The 25,619-nt window shown below is 58.8% G+C and carries 21 protein-coding genes and 1 pseudogene; 12 read left to right on the forward strand and 10 right to left on the reverse strand.

Going from position 1 to position 25,619, the window contains the following annotated elements; all coding sequences use genetic code 11:
* Positions 1-9: 9 nt before the first annotated feature.
* Positions 10-888: a class I SAM-dependent methyltransferase gene (locus O77CONTIG1_RS09065; RefSeq protein WP_068509925.1), complete on the forward strand. Its 879-nt coding sequence runs from the start codon at positions 10-12 to the stop codon at positions 886-888.
* Positions 889-908: 20 nt separating this feature from the next.
* Here the strand turns inward: O77CONTIG1_RS09065 and obgE are convergent, their stop codons facing one another.
* Positions 909-1,919, reverse strand: coding sequence for a GTPase ObgE (gene obgE / locus O77CONTIG1_RS09070; RefSeq protein ID WP_068509927.1), 1,011 nt, complete (start codon positions 1,917-1,919; stop codon positions 909-911).
* 27 nt (positions 1,920-1,946) lie between these two features.
* On the opposite strand from obgE, the gene thiL reads away from it, so the two are divergent.
* The 9 genes and pseudogenes from thiL (at position 1,947) to O77CONTIG1_RS09120 (ending at position 13,077) form a co-directional block, all read left to right on the forward strand.
* Positions 1,947-3,014, forward strand: a complete 1,068-nt coding sequence (thiL, locus tag O77CONTIG1_RS09075; RefSeq protein ID WP_068509928.1) for a thiamine-phosphate kinase — start codon at positions 1,947-1,949, stop codon at positions 3,012-3,014.
* A gap of 279 nt (positions 3,015-3,293) precedes the next feature.
* A pseudogene (locus O77CONTIG1_RS09080) lies at positions 3,294-4,576 on the forward strand (BCD family MFS transporter).
* A 210-nt stretch (positions 4,577-4,786) separates the two neighbouring features.
* Entirely contained in the window at positions 4,787-5,359 is a 573-nt protein-coding gene (locus O77CONTIG1_RS09085) for a gluconokinase (protein ID WP_197673357.1), read from the forward strand.
* 71 nt (positions 5,360-5,430) lie between these two features.
* Complete coding sequence (locus O77CONTIG1_RS09090) at positions 5,431-6,873, forward strand: DICT sensory domain-containing protein (protein ID WP_068509930.1); 1,443 nt, start codon at positions 5,431-5,433, stop codon at positions 6,871-6,873.
* 28 nt (positions 6,874-6,901) lie between these two features.
* The gene (locus tag O77CONTIG1_RS09095; protein WP_068509932.1) at positions 6,902-7,558 is read left to right on the forward strand and encodes a pentapeptide repeat-containing protein; all 657 of its coding nucleotides are present in this window, start codon (positions 6,902-6,904) and stop codon (positions 7,556-7,558) included.
* Between the two features lie 45 nt (positions 7,559-7,603).
* A complete protein-coding gene (rnc, locus tag O77CONTIG1_RS09100; protein WP_068509934.1) occupies positions 7,604-8,323 on the forward strand; it encodes a ribonuclease III in 720 nt (239 codons plus the stop codon).
* Between the two features lie 356 nt (positions 8,324-8,679).
* Entirely contained in the window at positions 8,680-9,624 is a 945-nt protein-coding gene (locus O77CONTIG1_RS09105) for a FecR domain-containing protein (protein ID WP_172799656.1), read from the forward strand.
* A gap of 345 nt (positions 9,625-9,969) precedes the next feature.
* Positions 9,970-11,991, forward strand: coding sequence for a CHASE2 domain-containing protein (locus O77CONTIG1_RS09115; RefSeq protein ID WP_068509940.1), 2,022 nt, complete (start codon positions 9,970-9,972; stop codon positions 11,989-11,991).
* 123 nt (positions 11,992-12,114) lie between these two features.
* A complete protein-coding gene (locus tag O77CONTIG1_RS09120; protein ID WP_068509942.1) occupies positions 12,115-13,077 on the forward strand; it encodes a lysylphosphatidylglycerol synthase domain-containing protein in 963 nt (320 codons plus the stop codon).
* 138 nt (positions 13,078-13,215) lie between these two features.
* Here the strand turns inward: O77CONTIG1_RS09120 and O77CONTIG1_RS09125 are convergent, their stop codons facing one another.
* From O77CONTIG1_RS09125 to O77CONTIG1_RS09160, 8 genes are all read right to left on the reverse strand, one after another.
* On the reverse strand, positions 13,216-13,611 hold the full coding sequence (locus O77CONTIG1_RS09125) for a hypothetical protein (RefSeq protein ID WP_068509943.1): 396 nt from the start codon (positions 13,609-13,611) through the stop codon (positions 13,216-13,218).
* 115 nt (positions 13,612-13,726) lie between these two features.
* Entirely contained in the window at positions 13,727-13,996 is a 270-nt protein-coding gene (locus tag O77CONTIG1_RS09130) for a hypothetical protein (RefSeq protein WP_068509945.1), read from the reverse strand.
* Complete coding sequence (locus tag O77CONTIG1_RS25465; RefSeq protein ID WP_197673358.1) at positions 13,963-15,591, reverse strand: hypothetical protein; 1,629 nt, start codon at positions 15,589-15,591, stop codon at positions 13,963-13,965. Before O77CONTIG1_RS25465 ends, O77CONTIG1_RS09130 begins: the two co-directional genes overlap by 34 nt.
* 74 nt (positions 15,592-15,665) lie before the next feature.
* Positions 15,666-17,081: a tetratricopeptide repeat protein gene (locus O77CONTIG1_RS09140; protein ID WP_068509949.1), complete on the reverse strand. Its 1,416-nt coding sequence runs from the start codon at positions 17,079-17,081 to the stop codon at positions 15,666-15,668.
* Between the two features lie 181 nt (positions 17,082-17,262).
* A complete protein-coding gene (locus tag O77CONTIG1_RS09145; RefSeq protein WP_286132690.1) occupies positions 17,263-18,204 on the reverse strand; it encodes a DUF4331 family protein in 942 nt (313 codons plus the stop codon).
* 597 nt (positions 18,205-18,801) lie between these two features.
* A complete protein-coding gene (locus O77CONTIG1_RS09150; protein WP_068509954.1) occupies positions 18,802-19,749 on the reverse strand; it encodes a phosphoribulokinase in 948 nt (315 codons plus the stop codon).
* A 312-nt stretch (positions 19,750-20,061) separates the two neighbouring features.
* The gene (locus O77CONTIG1_RS09155; RefSeq protein ID WP_068509956.1) at positions 20,062-20,586 is read right to left on the reverse strand and encodes a hypothetical protein; all 525 of its coding nucleotides are present in this window, start codon (positions 20,584-20,586) and stop codon (positions 20,062-20,064) included.
* Positions 20,587-20,991: 405 nt separating this feature from the next.
* Complete coding sequence (locus O77CONTIG1_RS09160; RefSeq protein WP_156435088.1) at positions 20,992-21,588, reverse strand: hypothetical protein; 597 nt, start codon at positions 21,586-21,588, stop codon at positions 20,992-20,994.
* Positions 21,589-21,917: 329 nt separating this feature from the next.
* Here O77CONTIG1_RS09160 and O77CONTIG1_RS09165 point away from each other — a divergent pair, with 329 nt between their 5' ends.
* Positions 21,918-23,201, forward strand: coding sequence for an inorganic phosphate transporter (locus tag O77CONTIG1_RS09165; RefSeq protein ID WP_068509960.1), 1,284 nt, complete (start codon positions 21,918-21,920; stop codon positions 23,199-23,201).
* Positions 23,202-23,302: 101 nt separating this feature from the next.
* On the opposite strand, the gene O77CONTIG1_RS09170 is transcribed toward O77CONTIG1_RS09165, so the two are convergent.
* A complete protein-coding gene (locus tag O77CONTIG1_RS09170) occupies positions 23,303-23,641 on the reverse strand; it encodes a hypothetical protein (RefSeq protein WP_286132639.1) in 339 nt (112 codons plus the stop codon).
* 372 nt (positions 23,642-24,013) lie between these two features.
* Between O77CONTIG1_RS09170 and O77CONTIG1_RS09175 the strand changes: the two genes are divergently transcribed.
* Positions 24,014-25,609 carry a NupC/NupG family nucleoside CNT transporter gene (locus O77CONTIG1_RS09175; RefSeq protein ID WP_068509961.1) on the forward strand — a complete coding sequence of 532 codons (1,596 nt, stop codon included), beginning with the start codon at positions 24,014-24,016 and terminating at the stop codon, positions 25,607-25,609.
* Positions 25,610-25,619: the final 10 nt, after the last annotated feature.

Genomic DNA, 25,619 nt, shown 5'->3' on the forward strand with positions numbered 1-25,619 from the left:
TAGCTCACTATGCAGCCACTCAGCCCCACCGAACGCCTGATCAAAGCCTACGTAGACCTGGGCAACACGCTCTATCGCCAGGGCGACTTTGCCCAATCGCTGTCCTATTTTCAGCAGGCGCTCGACGCTGCGCCAGACCTGGGCGCGTTTCAGAAGGCGCGGCTGCTCTACAACATCGGCGTGTCGTACCTGAATATGGGGGAGCGCGATCGCGCTATTGGCTACTTCCAGCAGGCGCTCGAACTCTGCCCTGACCTGGCCCCAGCCCGCGCCGAATTGCAGCGGATTGCATACCAGGATGACGTTCAAGCCAAGGGCTACGAGTTTACTCAGGACTGGTTTAGCCGCAACGTCTGGCTCTGGCAAGAACAGCTTCAGCCATTAGCGGGTCGGGAAAACCTGAATGCGCTGGAGATCGGCAGTTGGGAGGGGCGATCGGCCTGCTGGCTCCTGGAAAATGTGCTGACCCATCCCACGGCGCGGCTGACCTGCGTCGATACCTTTGCGGGCAGTTCCGAAAATCTGTCGCTGGATCACGACACCGAGGGCATCGAAGCCCGGTTTGATGCAAACATTGCCCGCACCGGGGCTGCCGAAAAAGTGACCAAGCGAGTCGGGGTATCCAAGGATGTCGTGCGATCGCTCCCCCTGGACTCTTTCGACTTTATCTATGTCGATGGCTCTCACCACGCGCCCGACGTGATGACCGACGGCCTGCTAAGCTGGCTCGTTCTCAAACCCGGCGGCATCCTCATCTTCGACGACTACGACTTTGGGCTAACGGGCTACGGCACCAAAGAGGCGATCGATGCCTTTCTCGCCACTTTCAAAAGCCAGCTTGAGCTATTGCACCAGTCCCACCAGGTCGCCGTGCGGAAGAAGGCGTGAGGGGTTGGCTGAGAGCTAGGTCAGACCTCTACCTCCACGCCATCTAGCACGCGCCAGACTTCCTGAAGTAGGGCATCCAGACCCACTTGGGCCACGGCAGAAATCTGGAACACGGGCAGTCCACTGAGGCGGTGCAGTTCAGCGGCGATCGCCCCCACCCGCTCTCGCTCACCTCCCAGCGCATCCACCTTGTTCAGCGCCAAAATTTGAGGGCGATCGGGCAGTCCGCGGCCGTAGGCTTCCAGTTCATCCTGAATCACTTGGTAGGCGGCGATCGGGTCATCCTGCGTTGCGTCAATCAGGTGCAGCAGCACGCGCGTCCGCTCGATGTGTCGCAAAAAGTCGTGCCCCAGCCCCGTGCCCAGGTGTGCCCCCTCGATCAGCCCTGGAATGTCGGCAAACACCGTGCCGTCGCCCGTGGGCTTGCGGACAACCCCTAGGTTGGGCACCAGCGTCGTAAAGGGATAGTCGGCAATTTTGGGTCGCGCCGCCGACAGCGCCGAAATCAGCGTAGACTTGCCCGCATTGGGCAGACCAATAATGCCGACCTCCGCCAGCAGCTTTAGCTCCAGGCGAATCATGCGGTGTTCGCCAGGAAGACCAGGCAGGGCTTTTTCCGGGGCGCGATTAAAGTTATTGAGAAAATGCTTGTTGCCCAGCCCGCCCTTGCCACCCTTGGCGACGACAAGCCGCTGGCCAGGCTGCACCAAATCGCCCAGTTGTTCGCCGGTTTCGGCATCGTAAACCATCGTGCCGCAGGGGACACGAATCAGGCGATCGCTCCCCGAAGCCCCGGTCATATTCTTCGGGCCGCCGCGCTGACCGTCTTCTGCCTTAAACTTGCGGGCATAGCGAAAGTCGAGCAGCGTCTGTAAATCCGTTGCTGCCTCCAAAATCACCGAGCCGCCGTGCCCGCCGTTGCCGCCCGACGGCCCGCCCGCAGGCACGTATTTCTCCCGGTGAAAGGCCACCAGCCCATCGCCGCCTTTTCCGGCCTCAACTTCGACTTCCGCCTGATCGATAAATTGCATTCCCACTCTTGCCAATCCGCTTTTCTGATGGTATCCGAATCCTTGCAAGTCAAACACCTCGGCGAACAGGGCCTGCTCAGCCGCATCCAAACCTTTTGCCCAACAGGGGTGATTGGCGACGATGCGGCGCTGCTGACGGTTTCGCCAGGGCGATCGCTCGTTGTCACCGAGGATCTGCTGGTGGATGGCGTTCACTTTAGCGTGGGGCTGGCTTCACCGGGCGTGATCACCACGTCGCCTGCGGATGTGGGCTGGCGGGCGGCGGCAGCAAATTTGTCAGATCTGGCGGCGATGGGCGCAGCGCCGCTGGGCATCACTGTGGGGCTGGGGCTACCGGGTGATTTGCCCTTAGATTGGATCGAGCAGCTATATCAGGGCATGACAGATTGCCTGAACCGCTATGATACCGCCATCGTAGGCGGCGATCTCTGCCGATCGCCCGTGTTTACCGTGGCGATCGCCGCCTTTGGCGAAGTAGACCCCAGCCGCGTCCTGCGTCGCTCCACCGCCCAACCCGGTGATGCCATTTTGGTCACAGGCCCGCACGGAGCCTCTCGCGCTGGGCTGGAACTTTTGCTGCATTCTGCAACAGGCGAGGGCCTGACGGGGGGCGATCGCGCTGCCCTGATCCGCACCCATCAACGCCCGCTGCCCCGACTAGATGTGATTCCGCTGTTGTGGGCGTGTGTAGAAGCAGGTGAACGAGAGACGCAGGGAAAAGAATCCAACCTCCCCCCTTCCCCGCTCACTGCAATGGACAGCAGCGACGGACTTGCCGACGCGGTGCTGCAAATTTGTCGAGCCAGCGGCGTAGGAGCAGTCCTGCATCGTCGCCAGATTCCTCTGCCCGCTGGGCTAGTGGACTGGGTAGGGGAACCGCAGGCGATCGCCTGGGCGCTCTATGGCGGCGAAGACTTTGAGCTGGTAATGTGCCTACCAAGGGCGATCGCCCAGGCGCTCCAGTCTTGTTTGCCGGGGGCTGCCATCATCGGCGACATTGTTCCGGGTTATGAGGTCATCTTGCGGGACGAAACCAGCGAAACCCCCGATGAACAGCTCAGTCTCGACCGGGGGTTCCAGCATTTTGGAGATTAGGGATTGCCCCCCTCCTCCCTATTCAATTCCACTCAGCCTGGTTGATTCTCATTTCCACCGGCCCTTGCGCGAAGATAAGAACAGACAAAAACGGGTTTGAATTTCTCTGGTGAACTGGTTTAGGACAGATTCATGGCTAAAGGCATAGAAAAAGGAGAGTTTATCAGCGCGGCGGCTCCGGCTGCACGGCTGGGGCTGCCTACGATGGTTCGTCTGGGGCTGTTTCAGATGGGCCTGGGCATCATGTCCCTGCTGACGCTGGGCGTGCTGAACCGCGTCATGATTAAAGAACTGGCGCTGCCCGCTACAATCGTCGCGGCGACTATCGCAATGAACCAGTTCGTGGCTCCGTCGCGGGGTGTGGTTTGGGGCAAATGTCCGATTCCAAGTCCATCGGCAGCAGCCACCGCACGGGCTATGTCTGGCTGGGGGCGGCGCTGTTTACGATGGCTTCGTTTTTGGCGGTGCAGGTTGTGTGGCGGCTGAACGATAGTATCCAGGCGGCGGGCTGGGGCTTTGCGACCTATGGCTGGATTGCGCTGCTGGCGCTGGTGTTTGCTCTGTATGGGCTGGCCATTAGCGCCAGTTCTACGCCGTTTACGGCGCTGCTGGTGGATGTGTCGGATGAGGACAATCGCCCCAAGCTGGTGGGCATTGTCTGGTCGATGCTGATGGTGGGGATTATTGTGGGAGCGATCGCCTCTAGCGGGCTGCTGCGGCAGATCGAGTCCGACGCGCCGCTGGAACTGGTGCGGGCTTCTATCAACCGGATTTTTCTGATCATCCCGGCGATCGTCTTCGGCTTGACGCTGATCGCCACCTGGGGTGTGGAAAAGACCTTTTCGCGCTATCGATCACGCTCGATGATTGCCGACCGGGAAGACAGCATTACGCTGGGGCGATCGCTCAAAGTGCTAACCGCCAGCCGCCAAACGGGGCTATTTTTCAGCTTCTTAATGATGATGACCCTCAGCCTGTTTTTGCAAGAGTCGGTGCTAGAACCCTACGGCGGCGAAGTGTTTGGCATGTCGATCGCCGAATCGACGCGGCTCAACGCCTTTTGGGGACTGGGCACGCTGATCGGCATTGCCACGACGGGCTTTCTCATCGTGCCGCGCATTGGCAAACACCGCACCGCCAAGCTGGGCTGCTATGCTGTCGCCGCCAGCTTTTTGCTGATTATTCTGGCAGGCTTTTCGGCCAATCCTAAAATGCTGAACCTGGCCATGCTGATTTTTGGGCTGGCTTCTGGCGTGACGACCAACGGCGCGATCAGCCTGATGCTAGACCTCACCGCTGCGGAAACGGCGGGCACCTTCGTCGGCGCGTGGGGACTGGCGCAGGCCATGTCGCGGGCGGTGGCGGCGGTGCTGGGCGGCGTGGCGCTGGATGCGGGGCGGGCGCTGTTTGGGTCGCCGCTGTTGGCCTACAGCTTTGTGTTTGCGCTGCCTATTTTCGGAATGCTGTTCGCCGTGCGCCTGCTCGATCGGGTGAATGTGCAGGAGTTTCAGCTCAAAGCAAGAGAGGCGATCGCCGCTGTGCTTCAGCAAGAGCTGGATTAGGGCTTGGATGGTGTGTTTGGAGCGTGGGAGTGAGGGAAGAGGGAAGAGGGAAGAACGAAGAACGAAGAGGGAAGAGGGAAGAGGGAAGAACGAAGAACGAAGAGGTTCCGTTTTTCGTTCTTCGTTCTTCGTTTTTTGGTTTCGTTCCATCATCTCATCATCCCTTCCCCCCCCTGTCACCCCATCCCCCCTCCCCATTTCCCTTTTCCTATGACCCCCTCCCCAATTGTTTGGCTCATTATGGGTGTAGCAGGTTCCGGCAAGACCGTCGTAGGGCGGCGGCTGGCGCAGTGGCTAGAGTGCGATTTTCTGGAGGGCGATCGCCGTCATTCTCCTGCCAATATCGCCAAAATGCAGGCCCAGATTCCGCTCGACGAGGGCGATCGCCGCCAGTGGTTGCTGGATATGCAGGATGACATTCAGCGGGCGATCGCTCTCCGCCGCGAAACCGTGATCACCTGCTCTGCCCTCAAACGCGCCTACCGTACCCAACTCGCCGCGCCGGGTGGGGTACAGTTGGTCTGGCTGGATGTGCCTCCAGCGGAGCTAGAGCGACGGCTATCCAACCGCCTGAACCACTACATGAAGCTGGAAATGCTGAAAAGCCAGCTTGCCGCCTTTGAATCGGTGGACGCTGAAGAGGCCGTCATCCGAATCGACGGCAGTTTGCCCCCCGATGCCATCGTGGCAGACTGGCTCCGTCAGGCAACCCAGCAGTTTCCGGCTCTCAATCTCCCCTGGTGGCAGCGCCTTCACCCAGAGAGTCCCAAACGCGACCCATAGAGATTTCCTATGAACCGGAAAAGTCTGCGAGAATCGAAGCAAGAAGTCTTGCACCACTGCCAATCGCCAGGATGCTAACCGGATCAATCTTGCAACAGTTGAGGGATGCTCACCAAGGGAGCCAGTCTCAGGGCAAGCGCCCGCTCAACTTTGGGGTTTATTACAAAAACACGCTCGTCGCCCTGTGCCACGCGCTAGAAGACTCGATTTTGGAGCATGACTACTCGCCGCTGATGATTACAGCATTTCAGCGGGGCAAGTGGTATCTGCAAGAGGCCGACCGCTACGGGCAAATCGCCGAAAAGTCTCCGCAAATCGTTATCCTAGCGGCGGACGACGCAGGCTTTGCCGAACACCCTACCAGCCAGCGAGACAACGTGGCGCTGGTCAGACTGGACGATGCCGACCCCGTGGCGCAGGAGTGGCACCTGATCATCCTCTCGCCCGACTATACGGCAATGGTGCTATGTCAGGAGCTTGCCGAAGCGGACTATCTCAAAGCGGGCTTTCCAACACACGACCTGGAGCGCAAGTTCTACGGGCTGTGGACGTTTGAGCCGTCGCTGGTGTTGGAAACGGCGGAACTGGCGATCGCCCACATTGGCCGCTATAATCCCCAACTTCAGCAGCAGTTGACCCAGCAACTCAGCGCGATCGCCCCTCAAGTGCAGCAAGCCGACGCGCTCTGCGGCTCTCCCACGGCAGATAATCTGGGCGACATCGTGACGCGGGTGGTAGACTATCTGCAAACGCACCACGCCAACGACCCCCAGGCAGACTTTCGCGATCGCTTTTCGGTCAACGACAACCTAATTTCCAACGAACTGCAAGCCTACCTGCGAATTGCTCAACTGATTGACCTGACAGACCTTAGCAATCCGATGGCAGCGGCCGAAGTGGCCACGCTCACCGAGGCAATGGGCAATTTGCTCGATCTTCCCGCCTGGCAACTGCATCGGCTCCAGTTGGCCAGCCTGCTGCACCGCATCGCGCAGATCGACTCGGGCAGCACCGTTCTGAGTCCGGGCGTGTCGTCCCGCTATGACGAAGACGCAACGGTGCCCCTGTCCTGTCCGCTGATTCCAGGAACCCAATTGCTGCGGCGGATGAACCGTCTAAAGGCGATCGCCACCATCCTCACCCACCACACCGAGCGCTGGGACGGGCAGGGCTATCCCGCTGGGCTACGCGGCGACGAAATTCCCCTGGAGTCGCGCATCCTGGGGCTGGCGATCGCCTTTCAAGCCCGCGTCACCCAGCTAAACGCCCAGCCCAACGCCGACCCGCTGCAAACCCTGACCACCGCCCTCGACCAATGCAAAGCCGAACAGGGCCAGCAGTGGGACCCCAAACTGGTCGAAACGCTGTCACTGCTAATTGCCGGAATCCAGCAAGGCTTCAGCCTACCTGCCGTGCTGCCCAAAATCGCCTCCGGTCTGTGGCTACTCGACTCCCACTCCGAAGAGGATGTGCTGGGGCTGTCGCGCTCAGCCAGTCCTGTCGAAGCGCCCTAGTGTCCGGTTTGAACGCTCTGAACCTCCCATGAACATCAAAGAAATTCACGCCGGAACCTTGAAGCAGCTTGCTGGAGCCGACCTGCAAGACGAAGACCTGGCGGGCGCAGACCTGTCGCGGGCGAATTTGGCCGGAGCCAACCTGACCGGAGCCAGCCTCACCGAGGCCAAGCTGAGTGGGGCCCGGCTCGACGGCGCAACCCTCATGGGCAGCGACCTCAGCCGCGCCGACCTGCGGGCAAACTTCCTCGGCGCAAACCTGATGCAGAGCAACCTCAGCGAAGCTGACCTGCGCGGCAGCAATCTGCGCGGCGCAAACCTGATGCAGGCAAACCTGACTCGTGCCGTGTTCACGGGCGCATTCCTCAGCGGCGCAAACCTGATGGGTGTCAACCTGAACGGCGTTGATTTGCGGGGAGTCGATCTGCGCGGCGCAAACCTCAGCAATGCCAATTTGCAACATGCCAACCTGCGGCAGGCTAACCTGCAAGGTGCAGTCCTCACCGAAGCGAACCTGGAATCTGCCGACCTGCAAGATGCGAACCTGGCAGGAGCCAACGCGGTTGGCGCAAACCTGCTCTGCGCCGAGCTAGAGGGCGCGAATCTGGACGGGGCCAATTTGTCGGGAGCCTGTGTGCGGGGGACGAGGCTGGATGAGCAGAAGAAGGGAAGAAGGGAAGAGTGAAGAATGAAGAACGAAGAACGAAGAGTGAAGAATGAAGAGTAACAAATGACTGTTCTCCATCCTTCTCGTGAAACAAAACTGCGTGGGTTGCTGCAAAAGCTGGGGCTGTCTGCAATGGCTCCGGTGAACTTGGGGCTGCTGGACCAGGCGCTGACCCATGCGACGGCTTCGACTAGCAAGAACTATGAGCGGCTGGAGTTTGTGGGCGATGCGGTGGTGAAGCTGGCGGCGGCGGAACTGCTGTATGAGCTGTATCCCAAATTGCCAGAGGGGGAACTGTCGGCGTTTCGGGGCATCATGGTGAGCGATCGCACGTTGGCCACTATTGCCGATCAGTACAACCTAGAGCGCTATCTACTGATGGGAGCCGCTGCCCATGCAAATCCGGTTGGACGAGAGACCCGCTTGGCAGACGCGCTGGAGGCGATGGTGGCTGCTTTTTACCTCAGTACCCAAGACCTCAGCCTGATTCGCCCGTGGCTAGATGGACACTTTCGGGCGATCGCCGCTGACATTGCCCAAGACCCCACCCGCCAAAACCACAAAGGCGCACTGCAAGAAATCACCCAAAGTCGCTATCGCGCCCTGCCAGAATATCGCGTGACCGAAGTAGGGCAAGACTATGGTGATCCAGAACGCTTTATTGCAGAAGTCTGGATTCAGGATCAGCGCGTCGGAATTGGCAAGGGACAGTCCAAAAAAGCAGCGGAGCAGGCTGCGGCGCAACAGGCCTACCTGAAGCTAAGCCAACAGCCTCCGCTTTAGCTGGATCAGACCCATCGCATTCAGCCAGAGGCATAACCCTTCCGCCTGCACTCAATAGGTACTTGAAACTTGCACCGCAGGTTTCGAGAATTTTGATTTGGAGGAAGTCGTATGAATCCGATTCGCCAACCCTGCGAACCGCCCGCGAAGCCGCCCGCTGGGTCAACTGGGATATCGACCCAACCGACTTTGCCATAGAAACCTGAGCCACCGATCGCAAAATGGCGATCGCAGTGTAAAAAACATCCAAAATTTTTACCGAAACATCTCCCAAAATTCACGGAAGTTTTTCACGGAATCCCCTGGCAAATGCCTGAATGGATTCAGTGGAGTTCTGTAGATGTGCAGGTGCAATCATGCCTTATCGAAAATCGTCGATCGGTTTACTAGGGCAAGCTTTGAGGCGAATTTTGGGGCTGCGGCGGCGCTTCGTGTCGAGCCTGCTGGTCGGGTTTTGGGTGGTGTTGGTGATGGGGGCAGTGGCGCAGGTGTCGGAGGCGCAGACCAGCGTCATGCGCGGCACGATTACGGAGGTGCTGGATGGCAATCAGGTATTTATCCAAAACCGACAGGCACGGGTCAACGATGTAGCCAACCGGGGGCAGCAGGTGCGGACGGGTCGCGCCCGCGCCCAGGTGAATTTTAATACTGGCGCTGTGGCGCGGCTGTCGAATACCTCGGTGCTGACGGTGGGGCAATGCGCTCAACTTCAGCGCGGCGTGCTGCTGATCAGCGGCGCGGTGAACGGCTGCACCTCGTCTGTGACTGCTGGGGTGCGCGGCACGACCTACATTCTGGAGGTAGACGACGACGGGCGCGAAGAAATCAAGGTGCTGGAGGGCGAGGTCGTGGTGACGAAGAACGACGCTGGCTTGATTGAACCTAGCAATTGGATAGAGCGGCGATTGCCCCCTCGTCTACGGGGCAAGCAGCTTTCGATTCCCCGCGTGCCGGGAGTCAGAATTCCCTCGACCAGACCCAGTCCGTCGCCCAGTCCGTCACCCAGTCCGTCACCCAGTCCGTTGCCCAGTCCTAGGCCTGGGGTCGAGTCAGACAATCCGGGCAATAGAGTCGTGCTGTCGGCGGGGCAAAAGGTCGCCACTCGGCGCGGTTCACCGCTGGGCCCCGTCGAAGACCTCACGCTGGAGGAGATTAATGCCATTCTGTCGGGCAGTCTGTTCAACGGCTATTTGCAATCGCTGCCAGGTTATGCCGCAATTCAGAGTACGCTTCAGCGAATCTATCCGGGGCTGTCGCTGCCGGGAGTGCCGGGGCTGCCCGTGCGAATCCCGTTTTTCTAAATCCCGTTTTTTCTGAAAAGCCATGCTTTTTGGCCACAAAATCCAGCGCGTGATACCAGCAGTCGGCCAGCGCCGTTTCCAGCATATCGTGGGGCAGGGTTCCCCGGTTTGCTTGTCGAATTGCGTCAAATACAGGTTCCAGAAGGGCGCTGCCCGGTTCGTCGGCGGCGCTGAGGCAGTTGTCCAAGTCAAAAATGATGGCTTTGATCATGGTCTGATCTTCTAGCATTGCTTGAGATTCGGACAGTTTGCTCCAACACCGTTGCCCTCAAAGGCTTGCGCTGCTGCTTGTTCGCGCTGATGCACTCCGCATCGTTCTCATTTTAGAAGTAGGGGTTCTTTACCATGCTGCAAAAGTTGCGCCGCCAGAAACCCATCCCCACCCCTCGCCCAACGGCGGCCCCGGCCGAGCAAAGAGACCCAGGGCGATCGCCCTGGCAGATTTTGGGGTACGGGCTAATCAGCCTGTGGGCGGTGACGGGGGCGATCGCCACGGGGATTAGCCTAGGCACGGTGCAGTGGATGGAGCGACAGGCGCAGGTGTTGTTCTTTCGGCTGCGGGGCCAGGTAGAGCCACCCGCCAATATCGTAATCTTGGCGATTGACCAGGAATCGCTGGCGCGGGGAGCAGACGTGCAGGCAGACCCCGACCGCTATCCCGAACTGGCTCCAATTAAGATTTGGCCCTGGCAGCGGGCAGCCTATGCCCAAGTGATCGATCGGCTGCTAGACAACGGAGCGCGGGCGGTGTCTGTCGATCTGGTGCTGACCGACCCCAGCCTCTATGGGACTGAGGATGATCGCCAGCTTGCGGCGGCGCTGCGGCGGCATCCGGGCAGAGCCGTACTGGCAGCAAACTATGAGGTGTTTGGCACGCCCGACGGCGGCGAGCAGAGCCAAATCGTCATGCCCAATTCCGACTTTGGCGCGGCGATGACGCAAATTGGGCTGATTAACTTTTTGCGCGATGCCGACAAGCGGGTGTATCAGTTGTCTGACAATCTGATTGCCGAAGTGCTGCAACCCCAGGGCATGAGCGAGGGGCTGGATTCCTTTGCGGTGGCGACGCTGCGGGCAGCGCAGCTTGAAATTCCGGCAGTGACCACGGGCGACATTTTCTACTACGGCCCACCTACGACGTTTCGGCGGGTTCCCTTCTGGCATGTCCTCGACCCCACAAACTGGGCCGTTCACCAGCGCCAGGGTACGTTTCGAGATGCAATCGTGCTGATTGGGCCGCTCTCCAACGATGTCGGCAACGATTTCATCCCCACACCCTTTTCGGAAACGATGCCAGGGGTGGAAATTCACGCCAATGCGATCGCTACGCTGATGCAAGACCGCGTGATCCAGAACGCCTTGCCGACGGCGCAGGGGCGGGGTTGGTTTGTGCTGGCGCTGGTGGGCGGCGGCGGGCTGGCGCTGATGGCGCTGATTCGGCAGCCCGTGATGCAAATGAGTCTGGCAGTGGGGGCGATCGCCCTCTGGGGCACAATCGGCTACCTCAGCTTTACCGTAGGTCAGCAGATTTGGCCCGTAGCCGTGCCCTGCCTGGGCCTCTTCCTCAGCGGTGCCACCTGCCTCACCACAGGCACGATCCATACCCAGCTTGAGCGTCGTCGCCTGCGAACCACCCTGGAGCGCTACGTCGCCGCGCCCATCGTGCAGGAAATCTTGACACACCACTCCAGCGATTTTCAATCCCTCCTGAAAGGGCGGCGAGTGCAGGCAGCGGTGATGTTTTGCGACATTCGCAGCTTCACCACGCTCTCGCTGGAGCTAGAGCCAGAAGCGCTGCTTGAGCAGCTCAACGAATATCTGAACGCAATGGTGGAGGCAATCTTGGCGGCAGGCGGCACGATTGACAAGTTCATCGGCGACGCAATCATGGCGGAGTTTGGCTCGCCCATTTCCCACGGTGCAGAAACCGATGCGCTGCATGCGATTCGGGCGGCGCTGGCGATGCGGCGATCGCTCTCCGCTCTGCAAGCCGAGTGGCAGCGGGCAGGCAAACCGATCCTGTTCAACGGCATCGGGATTAACTTTGGCGAGGCGATCGCCGGAGACATCGGCTCCATCCGCCGCCGCGAATTTGCCCTGATTGGCGATGCGGTGAACATTGCCAGCCGCGTCGAAGCCCTCACCCGCAACTTCTGGACTGACATCCTGATCACCGATTCGCTCTACGCCCTGGTGCAAGATCAGGTGGAAGTCGTCCCCATTGGCGCACAGGAACTCAAAGGGCGCAAGGACGAGAAGGTGATGCTCTACAGTCTGGTGGGCTTCAAAGGCGACGACCCAACGCTGTATCACACGGTTCACAAACGGCTGCGGGCGTTTAAGGGGTTTGAGGAGATGCGGAGTTAGGGGGGGAGAGATGATGAGATGATGGAACGAAAACCAAAAAACGAAGAACGAAAAACGAAAACCTATTCTTCCCTCTTCGTTCTTCCCTCTTCGTTCTTCGTTCTTCCCTCCTCCCTCTTCCCAATGCCATCTATAAACCTCCGCCCCAAAGATTTCCTCCGCTGGGCCATTTTCGGCGGGGCGCTGTTCTTTTTGGCGCAGGCGGTGCGGCGACACTGGGCAGAGGTCGCGCAGATTCGGATCGAGGGGGCGGGCTGGGGGCTGCTGGCGATCGCCCTCCTAGTCACCCTCATCGCGCATCTCTGGACAGGCTGGGTTTGGGGCTGGATTTTGGGCGATTTGGCTCAGCCCGTTCCGGCGCTGTGGGCCACGCGCACCTATTTAAAGACCAACATTGCCAAGTATCTGCCGGGAAACGTCTGGCATCTCTATGGGCGGGTGGTCGCGTCGCAGGAGCGTGGCATTCCCCTGGGCGCGGCAACGCTGAGCGTGCTGCTGGAACCGCTGCTGATGGCGGCGGCGGCGCTGATGCTGGGACTGGTGGGCATTCGGCAGGCAAACTGGGGCGTGCAGGCGCTGAGCTTGGTCATTGTGCTGGCAGGGATGCATCCCCGCGTGCTGAATCCGGTGCTGTCCGTGCTGCGGCAACTCAAGGGCAGGGGCAAAAAGACGGCTGATGCCGCCACAGATTCAGCAGATTCTGCGCCGTCTTCTGTGCCATCTGAGGCTAAACCCTGGCAGCTGAAGCGCTATCCCCTGCGGCCGCTGCTGGGTGAAATCGGATTTGTGGCGCTGCGGGGGCTGGGGTTTGTGGCGATCGCCCTAGCCTTGCAGCCCGTTGCACCGGCCCAGTGGCTGCCGCTAATCAGCGGGTTCAGCTTTGCGTGGCTGCTGGGGCTGGTGATTCCTGGCGCACCCGGCGGCATTGGCGTGTTCGAGGCAACGGCGATCGCCCTCCTGGGCAATCAGCTTGCGCCCGCCATTCTGCTTAGCGTTGTCGCCCTCTATCGGCTGATCAGCACGCTGGCAGAGGCCATCGGCGCAGCGCTGGCGTGGCGAGAACTGGGAGTCCAGCGCCCACACTAGCGGGGCAACCCAGACGGGCGATCGCTCGGTAATCATCTTTCAACCCCAGCAGCAGCTAGAATTGTTTCGCCAAGACGACTGGATGCAAGCGGGAGTGTGCTACGGGCAGCGGCGACCCTGTGCATCCAGCACCACGCATCAACCGTTGTTCACGCTGATGCGGCTATTGGCACCCGCCACGTCATCAATGGGAACAACGGGCGTAAAGTAAGGCTCATCCTCAATCGGCATGGCGGAAAGCGGCTCGTCGTTGAGCAACAAGTCCGGGTCGCGGCCCGTCGGAGTCGTGCTGCCGCCATTGCTGCCAGGATTGTTAAGAGAGGGCGGACGGGACATCGGACTGACTGGATTGGGCGCAGCAGCCGGAGGACGAGTCGAGTTGCCACACAGTCGATTCAGATCCAGCACTTGCCCGCTGCTGGTTTCCATATAGCAAGACAGGTCGCGGTTATCAAGCGGATTGCTGAGGGTGGCTTGCGGAAGAAGGGCGATCGCCCCAGCACCAGACAGCACTAACAGGATGTGTTTCAGCATAGGAGTTTGCTCAGAATTTACTCACGATGAAATTGCGGTCACGTTCTCAAAAATTCGGTCAAACAATCGTCAAAACGATCTCCGAAAATCGCCAATCCAAAATCCAAAATCACCCTCACAGCAATAGCTGCGTAAGCGCCTTGAGCGAAATCCCCACGCCCAGCAGCGTAATGCCCGCCGCGCTAACCAAGGGTAAGATATGCGTCCACTGCTGGGGGGCAGGCACTCGCCGAAACCAGTGCTTGGCCCGCACCAGCAGCAGCCCCAACCCCGTCAGCATGCCTGCCAGCCCCAGGCTAAAGGCCCGCACCAGCACTAGCCCAAACCCAGTTTTACCCAGGGCGATCGCGCTCAGCAGCAGCACCAGCGCCGCCGGACAGGGCACCAGCCCCCCGAAACGCCAAGCGCTACCAGACTGCGCCAGGTCACAGGTTCACCATCCGCACTGGGCGGCAGATGAGAATGTTCGTGGGAATGCTGATGAGAATACCTGTGGGAGTGTTCATGAGAATGCCCCTGGGAGTACTCATGAGAATGTCCGTGGGAGTGTTCATGAGAATGCCCCTGGGAGTATTTATGGGAATGCCCGTGGGAATGCCCGTGGGAGTGCTCATGAGAATGCTCATGGGAATGCCCGTGAGAGGACTCCTGCAAATGCTCATGAGAAGGCTGGTAAACAGGCTCATTTGGGTACTCAAGAATATCCTCGCGAGAAGACTTATGGAAGTTCTCATACGGATGTCCATGAGAATGCTCATGGGAATTTCCATAGGCATGGCTATTAGGATGCTCATGAGAATGTCCTTGCTCATCCTGAGAAACACAGTGGAAATGTTCAGGAGAACGGCTATGGGGAAGCCCACGCGCATTTTTTTGCAGCCTGTAGGAACTGTGAGCATGAGCCAGGGCAGGCACACGAACTAAATTCTGCGAATGATAATGATCTTCTGAATACACCTGATTAGGCTCGGCAGACTTATGAGACTTATGAGACTGAGAATGTGAATGGAAATGACTGCTAGACGGCGATTTGGAACTCAAGCTGGAACGCAGATTATGATGCACTAGGTCATGCTGATGCGAATAGGGTTTTGAACGCAGCCGACGACGCAGCAGATTCAGACCAATCCCAACCACCATCGCGCCCGATGCCAGACTTAGCCAGGGATAAAGCTGCTCTGGCAGCACGTACTGAGCCGCGAACAGCGTCGCCAGCCCCAGCGCAAACACGCCGAGGGTGTGGGTGATGGTGGTCGTCAGCGCTAGGAATACCGCATGTTTGGGCGTGGCGCGTTCGCCTACCAGATAAGCGCCGACGATCGTTTTGCCGTGCCCTGGCGACATGGAGTGAACCGCGCCCCAGAGAAACGCTCCGGCGATCGCCAGCAGCAGTTCCCCTGTGCCGAGTCCGGGCAGTCCTGGCGCGAGGGCCAGGGTTTGTTGCCTTGGGGTAAACAGAAACGTCCGCAGCCGCCCGTTTTGCAGAATTGTGGTCAGGCAGCTTGCCGTAGGCACATCGGGCAGGAACAGTCCATAGTGAATTTGCACCCCCTGGACAGGCTGGGGCCAGGCAAAGGTAAGGCGTAGCGTGCTGTGGGTGGTGTTTGGCGCGAGGCGGACGCTGTTGGGCACAGGTGCATTGGCTTCCAGCGGTTCCAGCGTGAGCGTCCCGGGGCGGCGATCGCCATCCAGCATCCGAATCTGGCTGCCCAAAAACGCCTGTAGCGCCGGGGCATGGTCGCGTACTTCCTGGGCAGAGAGTTGACCATTGCGATCGCCATCGGCAAACGCCGTTAGCCCGGTTGGATAGGTGAGCGTCATTTCCACAGTGGATTCTGCCACGCGCACTTCCGCAACGGACAAATCTGCCCAGTGGGCTTGTCCGGGAGCCGCCAGCCCCAGCCAGAGCAGCACTGTGACAACTCCGGAGAACAACGCCCAGGATAGGGAGCGACCCAGTTTACGCATGAGTTTATTCATAGATTGATGCATGAATTCATGCAGTAGAAGAGAATAGGACTGATCCGCAAATACGAACGGTGAACGTCACTTCGCTAGCCGCCCAAGCCTATGCCTAGACCAACAGCATGACGTGCGTTTTGATCAAATTGGGGATCGATCTCAAGCATTTGCTGGCGATGGGCGGCGGCCTGCGCTGGGTTGTCCAGGGCTTTCTCAATTTGGGCGGCGCGATCGCACAGTGCTGCATCACGAGTGCCGAGGGCGATCGCCGCTTGAACTACCTCCCTAGCCTCCTGCCAGCGCCCCATCTGTGCCAGCGCCCAGGCGTAGGTATCGAGCGTGTCTGCGTCGCGCCGCTGCTTGACCTCCGCTTTCATCAGTGCCAGCGCCTCGGCGGTGTCTTCTGGGTGGCCCCGCTCCAGCAGCAATCGCGCCAGGTCGCGCCGATGCCCAAAGCCAAAGGTGCTAGAACCCGCCGATGTCTCTGCCAGCGTTTGCCGTAGTTGCAGTTCGGCGTTTGCCCAGTGGATTGCTGCCTGGGCGGGCTGGTTTTGCAGGTGCTTCAGTCGGGCCTGTCCCCGCTGCACCAGCGGTTCGTAAACTGTTGCGGCGCTGCCCATGTCCTCGACTTGGTGATAGTATTGTGCCGCCAGCCCATAGCGCCCCTGCCGCAGCGCCAATTGGGCCAGGTTCAGGCGGGCAGGCAGGTAACTCGGCAAAATTCGCAGCGCCTCATGATATAGATCCCGCGCCAAATCGAGCTGTCCCCGTTCGTAATAGAACCGGCCGAGCAGCGTGCGCGTGCGGGCCGCACTGCTGAGGTCGCCTGCTTCTTCAACTTCCAGAGCATATTGGAAACTTTGCAATGCGCCCTCATCGTTGCCCTGTGCTGCCCGCACCAGCGCTTGTTGGGCAAAGGCAGCCGGACTCAGGGTTTGATCGACCAGGCGATCGCCCGCCTCAGCCGCCGCCTTCAGGTTGCCTCTTGCCAGATGCACTGCTGCCTGGACGCTCAGCGCCTCTTCTGATCCGTCCAGTTGTGCTGCCAAGACCAGCGCCTGGTCAAAGTCGTGCTGCGCCTCGGCAACCCGTGCTAAGACGGCGATCGCCTCTGGATGGTTTGGCATTGACCTGAGCGCCTCCTGCGCCGTCTGGTCTGCCAGCAGATACCAGTGGCTTTGCCCCGTCAGCCGCGCCATCTTTAAATAGCCAAGCGCCAGCGCCGACTGCTCCAGTCCTTGCGCCACGCTCTGGGCAGGCATCTGCCGGACGCGCTCCTGAAAATGGGCAATTTCCTGCTCTAGTCGCGCCGTTGCGCCACCGGACGTGCTGACGGAAAACGGGTAGCGGTAGGGGGCATCGAGATGGCGAGAAGGGCGATCGCCCAGTCGATTGAGCGCCGGCCCGCCTGCCTGCGTGAGCCACAGCACAGCACTGGTGGCCGACAATCCCACCACCGCCAGCAGCCATCCCCGCCCGCCGGATCTCAAACTATTCAATGTGTTCATTAGAATTCCTTTAGCTTGAAAAGCGTCCCTGGTTCAGGGGTTGGGGAATCTTGTCCGGTGAGAACAGGAATCGAAGCTTATCAGGAGAAACACCTTAACTCCCTGATCTAGCGCTGAGAGAGAAACTCTCACCCTCACCCCTAACCTCTACAGGACTGATCGCAAGTTCGTCAGTCTTACTCTAATTGGGTGGCGCTAAATAGGGGAAAGCGGTCGCCAGCGGTTGATGCCCCTGCGCCGGATTGCCGGGTGTGCCGTCGTAGGAAACGTTGTCGGTGGTAATGGCTCCGTTGGTGACGATATTTAGCGACGCATCCACTACGTCATCCAGCAGCCGCCGGCCTGCTGCTGGGGAACCCAGCGCATTGAACTTGTTGCCATAGCCACTGGGGACGGTGGTGTCGATCCGCATTACGTCTGGCAGCAGCGCCCGCACCAGCGCGTTCGCCCGCGTGTCGTTGTTGCCCACCAGTTTCAAGACGGCTGTGATGTTGTCTCGAATCACGGTGCTGTTGGATGAGTTAAACCGAGCGGGCTGCGTCCGATTATAGGTTTCGTAGATGCTTTGCGAACTGGTGGTCAGCAGTTCATTAATCCCCGGTCGAGCGATCTGCTCCACCTGGGTAAATTGGCCTGTGCGCGGGTCGCGAATGTTGATCGTGCCCCATAGGTCAAAGGTATTGACATTACTGCCGCCCGCCAAGACCTGCTGCGGCACCCGGACGACGATGGTGTTGACGTTGTACCCCTTGGTGAAGTCGATGGCGGTGTCGGGTGAACGGAAGCCCGCCGCCGGGCCGAAACCTGCAACCGCCGCCCGCACGCGGAAATAAGCCTCCACGTCAAAGAAGAAGGGATCTTCGCGCAGCCCTGCAAAAAGGGTGAGATTCACACCCCGTACCCGCACGGTGTTGAGCCGCGGCGCGGCATCGGTGATGGCCGTCGTGAAAATGCGGCCGCCGCTGGTAGTGGTGTTGGTGCTGCTTTGTCTGTTGCCGTCAATAGTGGTCAGGGTAACGACTTGGCGATTGCCTTTGTTGGGCGGCGAGAAGGTGAACCGCAGCGTCAGATCGGGCTGAGGCACGGGGGCGTTGTTGACGTTGGCAACCCGCGCAATCTTGATGTCGTATTGAGCGTTGCTGCTGAAGTAATATGCTGGCGAGCGAGAGCGATCGCGGGTTGGTGTTTAGCACCAGTATTAAATCGCCCGCGCGGGCCGCCGAGTTTTGGTCAATTTCCCGAAAGACGTAGAGATCGGTCAGGCTGAGGGCGCGGCTGCGAACGTCAATATCGCCGTCGTCATGGTCAGAGGCTTGTAGGGGTGCGGGCTGCAAGCCACTGGTCAGACCCAGTGCGGTGATTGAAAGGCAGCCTGCGAGCGTGCTGAGGGCGATCGCCCGCCTTAGCACAGATCGGCGGGGGGTAAGCCGCTGCAAGAAAGTGCGAACTGCGGTCTTAGCGGGGGGTTCCATAGTTTAATTGACTCCTAATGTGCCTAGAGCAAGGCTTATAAAAACGCCTATCCGGGGGAGGGGGTTGGCGCTCTAGACACAAATACGGAGGTCAAAGCAGAACGGATCTCACAGACCCCAAATTTATTTCTTGAATTCTAAAATTTCCTGACGTGTAGCTTCTAGCTTTAGTTGGTAGTAAGCGCTTTAGCGCTGAAGCGCTTACTACGAGCCAAGGCATCACCCTAAAACTAAACCATGACACTGTACTAGGCAACGTTCGCAGAAACGTTCGCGGCCTTCAGCATGTGATAAGTAATCAGCAGTTGAGTAATCGCAAGTGGATAGCTTTGCAGCGTCTCTCCGGTCGTGCCAATCAGCTTGCCAATTCCAGGATTGCCCTCCAGGCTGCAAAACTGACCCAAATAGGGTACTTCCTGGCACAGACTGCGCTCCAGTTCACGCACCTGCTCCGCCGTGGCGTGGGCATCGATTTCCATCACGTCTACGGGTTTGCCCATGTCGCGATCTAGCCCCAGTCGCACCGCACCGCCTGCGTGTTCTCCATCGCCAATAATGCTGCTGAAATCTGGATGGGGAATCGTGGGACGCAGCACCAGCCGCACCGCCAGCAGCAGTTCATCCTGCGTCAGGTTGTCGCTGGGCGGATAGAAGCTCACCACCACATCGGCCCACTGCCGCTGCGGGCGAATAAAGGCTTCTGAGTCCGACTCGCGCTGCTGGATTTGCTTGATCACTTGCTCACGAGTATAGCCACGCTTGCGGGTATCGCGGTTTATCTTCCAAGTGTGGCGCAGGTCTTCCGGCGGAGCCAAATAAACTTTGACATCGTAGCTGTCGCGCATTCCTCGCGTGGCATAGCCCAGCAGCCCTTCTACAATTACAAATCGCTTGGGTTTGATATACTCTGGCGGGTCGAAGGTGCCGCTGCTGTGGTTGTAAATCGGCTTCAAAATCGGCTGCCCCGTTCGCAACAGCGAGAGGTGCTGCTGAATGATGTCGAGATAATTGCAGTCGGGATGCAGGGCAGAGATTCCCAACTCAGACCGCTGTTTGCGGTCGTAGCGGTGATAGTCGTCGGTGCAGATAACGGTCACATCGTTTTCACCGAGCACCTGTGCGATGCCACGAGTCAACGTCGTCTTTCCCGCGGCACTATCGCCAACAATGCCAAGAATGATGGGTCGGTGGGACATGGAGCCTCCTAAAAGCGCAATCACCAGCCCCCACCAACGTCTTGCGCCAGTGACCGAAGCTGGGCGATCGAGTTCACGAATAGCCCCAATTATTAGCGTCTGGGGGACTCAGCGCAAGGCTTCTGTGGAGATAGGTAAGATTTTGCAACGTTCCTCTTGAGAGGTAGTGTGAACGGTAGCAAATGTATAAAATTGCTGCAATCCAATAGAAAATACCTGCGAAATACTGATTCCGCAGAAACACTCACCCACAGAAGCGTATTGCATTGGCGCGTACTGTTTTCCGCCTTTCTCTAAGCTTTCCGCCTTTCTCTAAGCCTGTTTTTTGCGGCCGCGAGTCGAGGTTGTAGAAGCGGTCTTCGTCTTGGTCGAAGTGCGGGGAGACTTGGTTTTAGCGGCGGTAGTGCTGCGTGTGCTGCTGGTGCGGGGGCCGCGCTTTTTGGGGGTAGCAGCGGGTTCTTCAGACGCAGCGGGTTCGACCTCTGGCAGCGCGGCAGCGGCCTCGGTCACGGCTTTTTTCTGAACAGCGGTGCTGCGGCGGCGGCGAGTTTTGCCTGCGGTGCCCGATTTGTCCTTTTTGGTAGACGCAAGATAGCGCTTGAGGGAAGAGACGCTGATCTTGATGTTCTTATCGGCCAGCAGCGCAGCAATTTCCTCGTGGCTATAGCCACGATCGAGCGCGGTTGAGATGGAGTCTTGCAGCAGGTCGATAGCTTCCCGCAGAGACCAAACTTCTTTGGGCTTTTCGGGGAGTTGTTCAAGCAGACTGGTGGCCTGTTCGATAGATTCTTGCTGAACCAGAACCGTGCCGGGGAGGCGTTTTTTGGTGGTAGTCATAATGGTACAGGTTGGGTCAATAAGCGAGTGTTTCTGCGGTCAGGCAGAGGGTCAGAGGTAATCAGAATCGATTCACCGCTCTATTCAGCAGTTCTATTCGTACGCTATTTGTACGCTGTTCGTACTCTGTTCGTACTCTGTTCGTACTCTGTTCGTAGAGTCGGCGATTCCCAGTTGAGCAAGTTGCAGTGGGCTTGCAAAGTGGATAACTTAGTGTATCCAAAAGCGAACAATTTCTATCAATTTTCCTGACCCAATCTTGATCAGTTTGCTTTTTGCCGTGTTAGCCCTGCCTCTTCTTCACAGTCTCGTTGCTGAAGCAAGGCTATTCCTTTCGCAGGGCATAGGATGTCTAAGGTACGCTGTGATCCGTTCGCGCCCGTGTTCAACAAAATGGTAACAAGGTTATCTCTTTCGCTTTTTGCGTTTTTGCCTGGAGGTTGACGACTCCTGATTTGGGGTGGCATCGGTCGCTACGAGCGGGGGCGTTTCGGGTTCATCGAGCAGATAGGCGATGACATTTTCGACAGAACGGTTTGTAGCAGAGTGGTTTACAGCGGGGTGGTTTGCAGCGGCTTCTGTGAGGGGTGCGGGGTTTGGGGTTGAGATCGCAGGCGTGGCGGGGGCGATCGCCCGGATATGCTGCTTTGGCTTTGGCGTGCGAGCAGGCTTTGAGGAGGGTGGTGCAGACTGAGACACAGCCGACTGCTTGAGCCGGGACAGATAATAGCGCAAAGACGACGGGGAGACGGGAATCCCTGCCTGGTTGAGCAGCGCGGCGACGTCTTCCTGGCTATAGCCCTTGTCGAGGGCGGCGAGGATCACGTCTTGCAGCAGGGCGATCGCCTCTCGAATCGACCATTCCTTCGCGGGTTCGGGTGGTTTGGCGGGGAGCGCGGTCAACACCTGGCTGGCTCGCTTGAGCGATCGCCGAGGCACCGCAGCCGGAGAGGTTGCGCTACTTGAAGATGATTTGCGGGCTGACTTGGTTTTTCGAGTCACGCCAAAACCCAGAGACACAGGAGAGAAACTGCCCCTTACGTTAACGCTGAATCCTGAAATTGTGAGAGGTTAAGAGGGGTTTATTTGCAATTCTCAATAATGTTGTCGGGATATTGCGAGGCAAGGAATTCTATCGATTCTTGATTTTGGATTTGCGATTTTGGATTGGGGGGCTGGCATCTGCGGGGCTTCCAGGCATCTCATTCTTGGCGCTACTCAAATGAATTGATGCTGGAAAGCCCGCAAGGAGTGATTGATCGCGTATAGACATCCGTCTTGTCCTTGTTAAGCCGTAGCGTGGTTAAGCCGTAGCGTGGAGCGCAAGCAGCGTGATTTGGATTGTGATTGCCAGTGGATTGTCCCTGTACGTTGCCTGGAACCTAGGCGCGAACGATGTGGCGAATTCGATGGGCACGTCCGTTGGCTCGGGTGCGGTATCGCTGCGGCAGGCATTGGCGATCGCCGGAGTGCTGGAGTTTTTTGGGGCGGTGCTGTTTGGGCGGCGAGTGGTGGGCACGTTGGCCAGCGGCGTAGTCAATCCAAATCAGTTCACCGATACGCCTCAAGTTTTGCTATTGGGCATGGTGTCGGTGCTGATGACTTGCGGGCTATGGCTTAATCTGGCCACGCGGCTGGGGCTGCCCGTCGCGTCGTCTCATGCGGTCGTAGGGGCGATCGCCGGGTTTGGCTGGGCGGCTTCCGGTCTGCATTCCGTAAACGGATCGCTGCTGGGTCAAATTTCCCTCACTTGGCTGGTCACGCCGCTGGTAAGTGGGGCGATCGCCGCTGGGTTTTATACCGTTCTGCGGCGCGGCGTGTTGCAGTCTCCGCAGCCACTCCAGCAGATTTATGAATGGCTACCCTGGCTGAGTTTGGGGCTGGTCAGCGGGTTTGGGCTGATTGTGCTGCCTGTGCTGCAACCCGTCATTTCAGCCCAAATTTCAGGCCAAATTTCAGCCCAGATTCATCTGCCGCCCCACACACTGGCGCTAATCATCGGGGCGATCGCTACGCTGGGCATTAGCGCGATCGCCGCTCGCCCTGTGGCGCTGCCCGATTCGCCGAATCCAACAGGAGAAGATAGGGAGGCGACTGCCGCCAAGCTTGCCAATCCCATTGAGCAGATTATGGCGCGATTTCAGTTGGTCAGCGCTTGCTTTGTCGCCTTTGCCCACGGCTCAAACGATGTCGGCAATGCGATCGCGCCTTTGGCGACGATTGTCTATCTGACCCAGCCTGCTGGAGATGAAACGGCCCTGCCGCTGTGGATTTTAGTCCTAGGGGCGCTGGGCATTGTGGGCGGGCTGGCGGTGTGGGGCGGCCGCGTCATCACCACCATCGGCGAAGGTATTCTCGCGCTACAACCCAGCAGCGGCCTCTGTGCAGAACTGGCTACTGCCGCGACGGTGCTGATCGCTTCGCGGGTGGGACTGCCCGTGTCTACGTCCCACGCGCTGGTCGGCGCAGTTGTGGGGGTTGGTCTCTCTCAACGCAGCAGCCCGATTCACTGGAGCATGGTGCGTCAGATCAGTCTGGCGTGGGTGGGCACGATTCCGCTTTGTGGCGGACTGGCCGCTGCAATTTTTTGGGGGCTAATCTGCCTAACGCATTGACGCAGCCTAGTTCACCCTCATTCTAAATCCCGCTCTCAGAGCGGAAGAGGGACTTCGATCTGGCTTCCCGCGTGGCAGATCTGATTCCCCCACCTCTTCAACTACTCACCTTGATAAACGTCAGGCAAATCGTCAAACCCGCCCAGCAGGTAGTCGGGAAACAGGGTCGGCGTGGTGTTGGGGCGATCGCCCTGCGATTCTAGCGGCGTGAGGTCGGTGGGGGGGCGATCGCTGCTCCAGGCCCACCACGCAGTGCCGCAGGCGCAGTGATAAAACTCCTGCCACTTGCGGCGGTGGTCGTGGGTAAAGACGGGCGATCGCCGATTAATCCACACTTGCTGCGCTTCAGTACAAGACAAGCGGCAGGTTGGACAACAGAACTCAACGGCGTGAACCGCCGCCTCTGTCCAGTCGGGCGGCACGAGAGCAAAAGCGTCCATGAGCAGGTGCGGGAAAGGAATACCCCTATCCTATCCGACTCGTCAAGCGGCTAGATTTTCGACGAGCCAGCATAGAAATTTTTATCCCTTTCCCCCGGTCTTATGTAAAATCCAAGGCGAGGCCGTCAGCAAATTGCCCCCTTCGGAATAGCGCGACCCATTGCGTGAGCGGTTCGTCCTGATCGCTCCCTCAGTTTGCGACCGAGCGACCGATTGCGAGTGACCGATTGCGAGTGACCAATTGCAAGTGACCAATTGCAAGTGACCAATTGCGACCGAGTTGGTGACTAGGCGTAGTCTAATCGCTCTCTATCGCTGCATAAGCTGCATAACCATGACGACCCGGATTTACCTCAGAGAGGACAAAGTCAAATGTCGATTCTGAATTTAATCTCCTTTGTTGGAATTTTCGGGCTGTGTGCAGTCGCCTGGCTGTTTTCCGAAAACCGCGATCCCAAGTATTTTCCCTGGCGTGTGGTGATTTGGGGCATCCTGCTCCAGCTTATTCTGGGCTTTTTGGTGTTTGCCTTTCCGATTACGCAGCTTTTTCTGCAATGGTTTACCGATTTGCTGAACGTTATTTTTGATGCAGCCGACGCGGGCGCACGGTTTGTATTTGGCAATCGATTGGTTCCCATACCAGGTCAAGAGCCGCTGGTGCTGTCCCCGCTGCCTGCATCGGGCACCTGTGCGCCAGCGCAGCCAGGAGAGGTGCTGCCGGGGCTGTGCGGCATTCAGTTGGGCTATATCTTTGCATTTCGGGCCCTGCCAGCGGTCATTTTCTTTTCGGGGCTGATGGCGCTGCTCTATAACTTGGGGATTATCCAGGTCGTTACAAATTTCTTTGCCCGGATCTTCTACCGCGCCATGCGCCTGAGCGGAGCAGAATCCCTCAGCGGCGCGGCGAATATTTTTGTGGGCATTGAGGCGGCAATCGTAGTGAAGCCGTTTCTGGCCAGCATGACCCGCAGCGAACTACTGGCGATTCTGGCGTGCTGCTTTGGCACGGCGGCCTCGTCTACGCTGGCGATTTACGTGAGTTTTCTGAAGCCTGTGTTTCCGAATATTCTGGGGCATCTGGTGTCGGCCTCGGTGATGGCAATTCCGGCGTGTTTTGTGCTGTCGAAGATTTTGCTGCCGGAAACGACCGTGCCGGTGACGGCGGGCGGCATTCCCGACGAGCGATCGCTCGATCAGGCGCTCAACGAAGAAGTGGAAGACTTTGAGGCAGGTGTAGCGCGGACAGAACCCGTGCATCAAGAAACCGTGGCAGGGGAACCGATCGAGCGGGTGAGTCCACTGGATGCCGCCATTGTGGGCGCACTGGACGGCGTGAAAATGGCCGTGGCGATCGCCGCTGTGCTGATTCTGATCCTGGGTTTGGTGTATCTGGTCAACCAATTTTTTGGCGCTCTGGCTAGTATTCCCGGCCCCATTGGCAGCGTCTTTCAGGTGATTACGCTACAAAACATTTTGGGGGCGCTGTTTTTGCCGCTGACGGTGCTAACGGGTGTGTCGCTGGACTGGAGCGAACTCTGGGCTTCGTCAGTGATTATCGGTCGTCGCCTGTTTGAAACGGCAATTCCGCCCTACCAATCGCTGGCGGCTGCCTCGCGGGATGGCGTATTGGGCGATCGCGCTCTATTGATCGTCAGCTATGCCCTCTCTGGCTTCGCGCACCTCGCCTCGGTTGGCATCTTTGTCGGCGGCACTACGGCGCTGATTCCCTCTCGCCGCAAAGACATCTCTGAACTGGGCTGGAAGGCGCTGTTTGTGGGCACGCTGGCCACCCTGATGATCGCCTGCGTGGCGGGCGTATTCGACACGGGCAACCCTGGCATTCTGGGCACGCCCGACGAACCCGCGCCGCAGACTGCCCCCGCCAGCCCTGCCGCGCCCAGCCCAGCGGCTCCAGCGCAGACCATCCCTGCGCCCCTTCCTGCCAGCCCCTCGCCAACCACGCCCTAGCAGAAGACTT

Origin of the sequence: Leptolyngbya sp. O-77, from assembly GCF_001548395.1 — a bacterium.
GTDB lineage: Bacteria > Cyanobacteriota > Cyanobacteriia > Elainellales > Elainellaceae > Thermoleptolyngbya.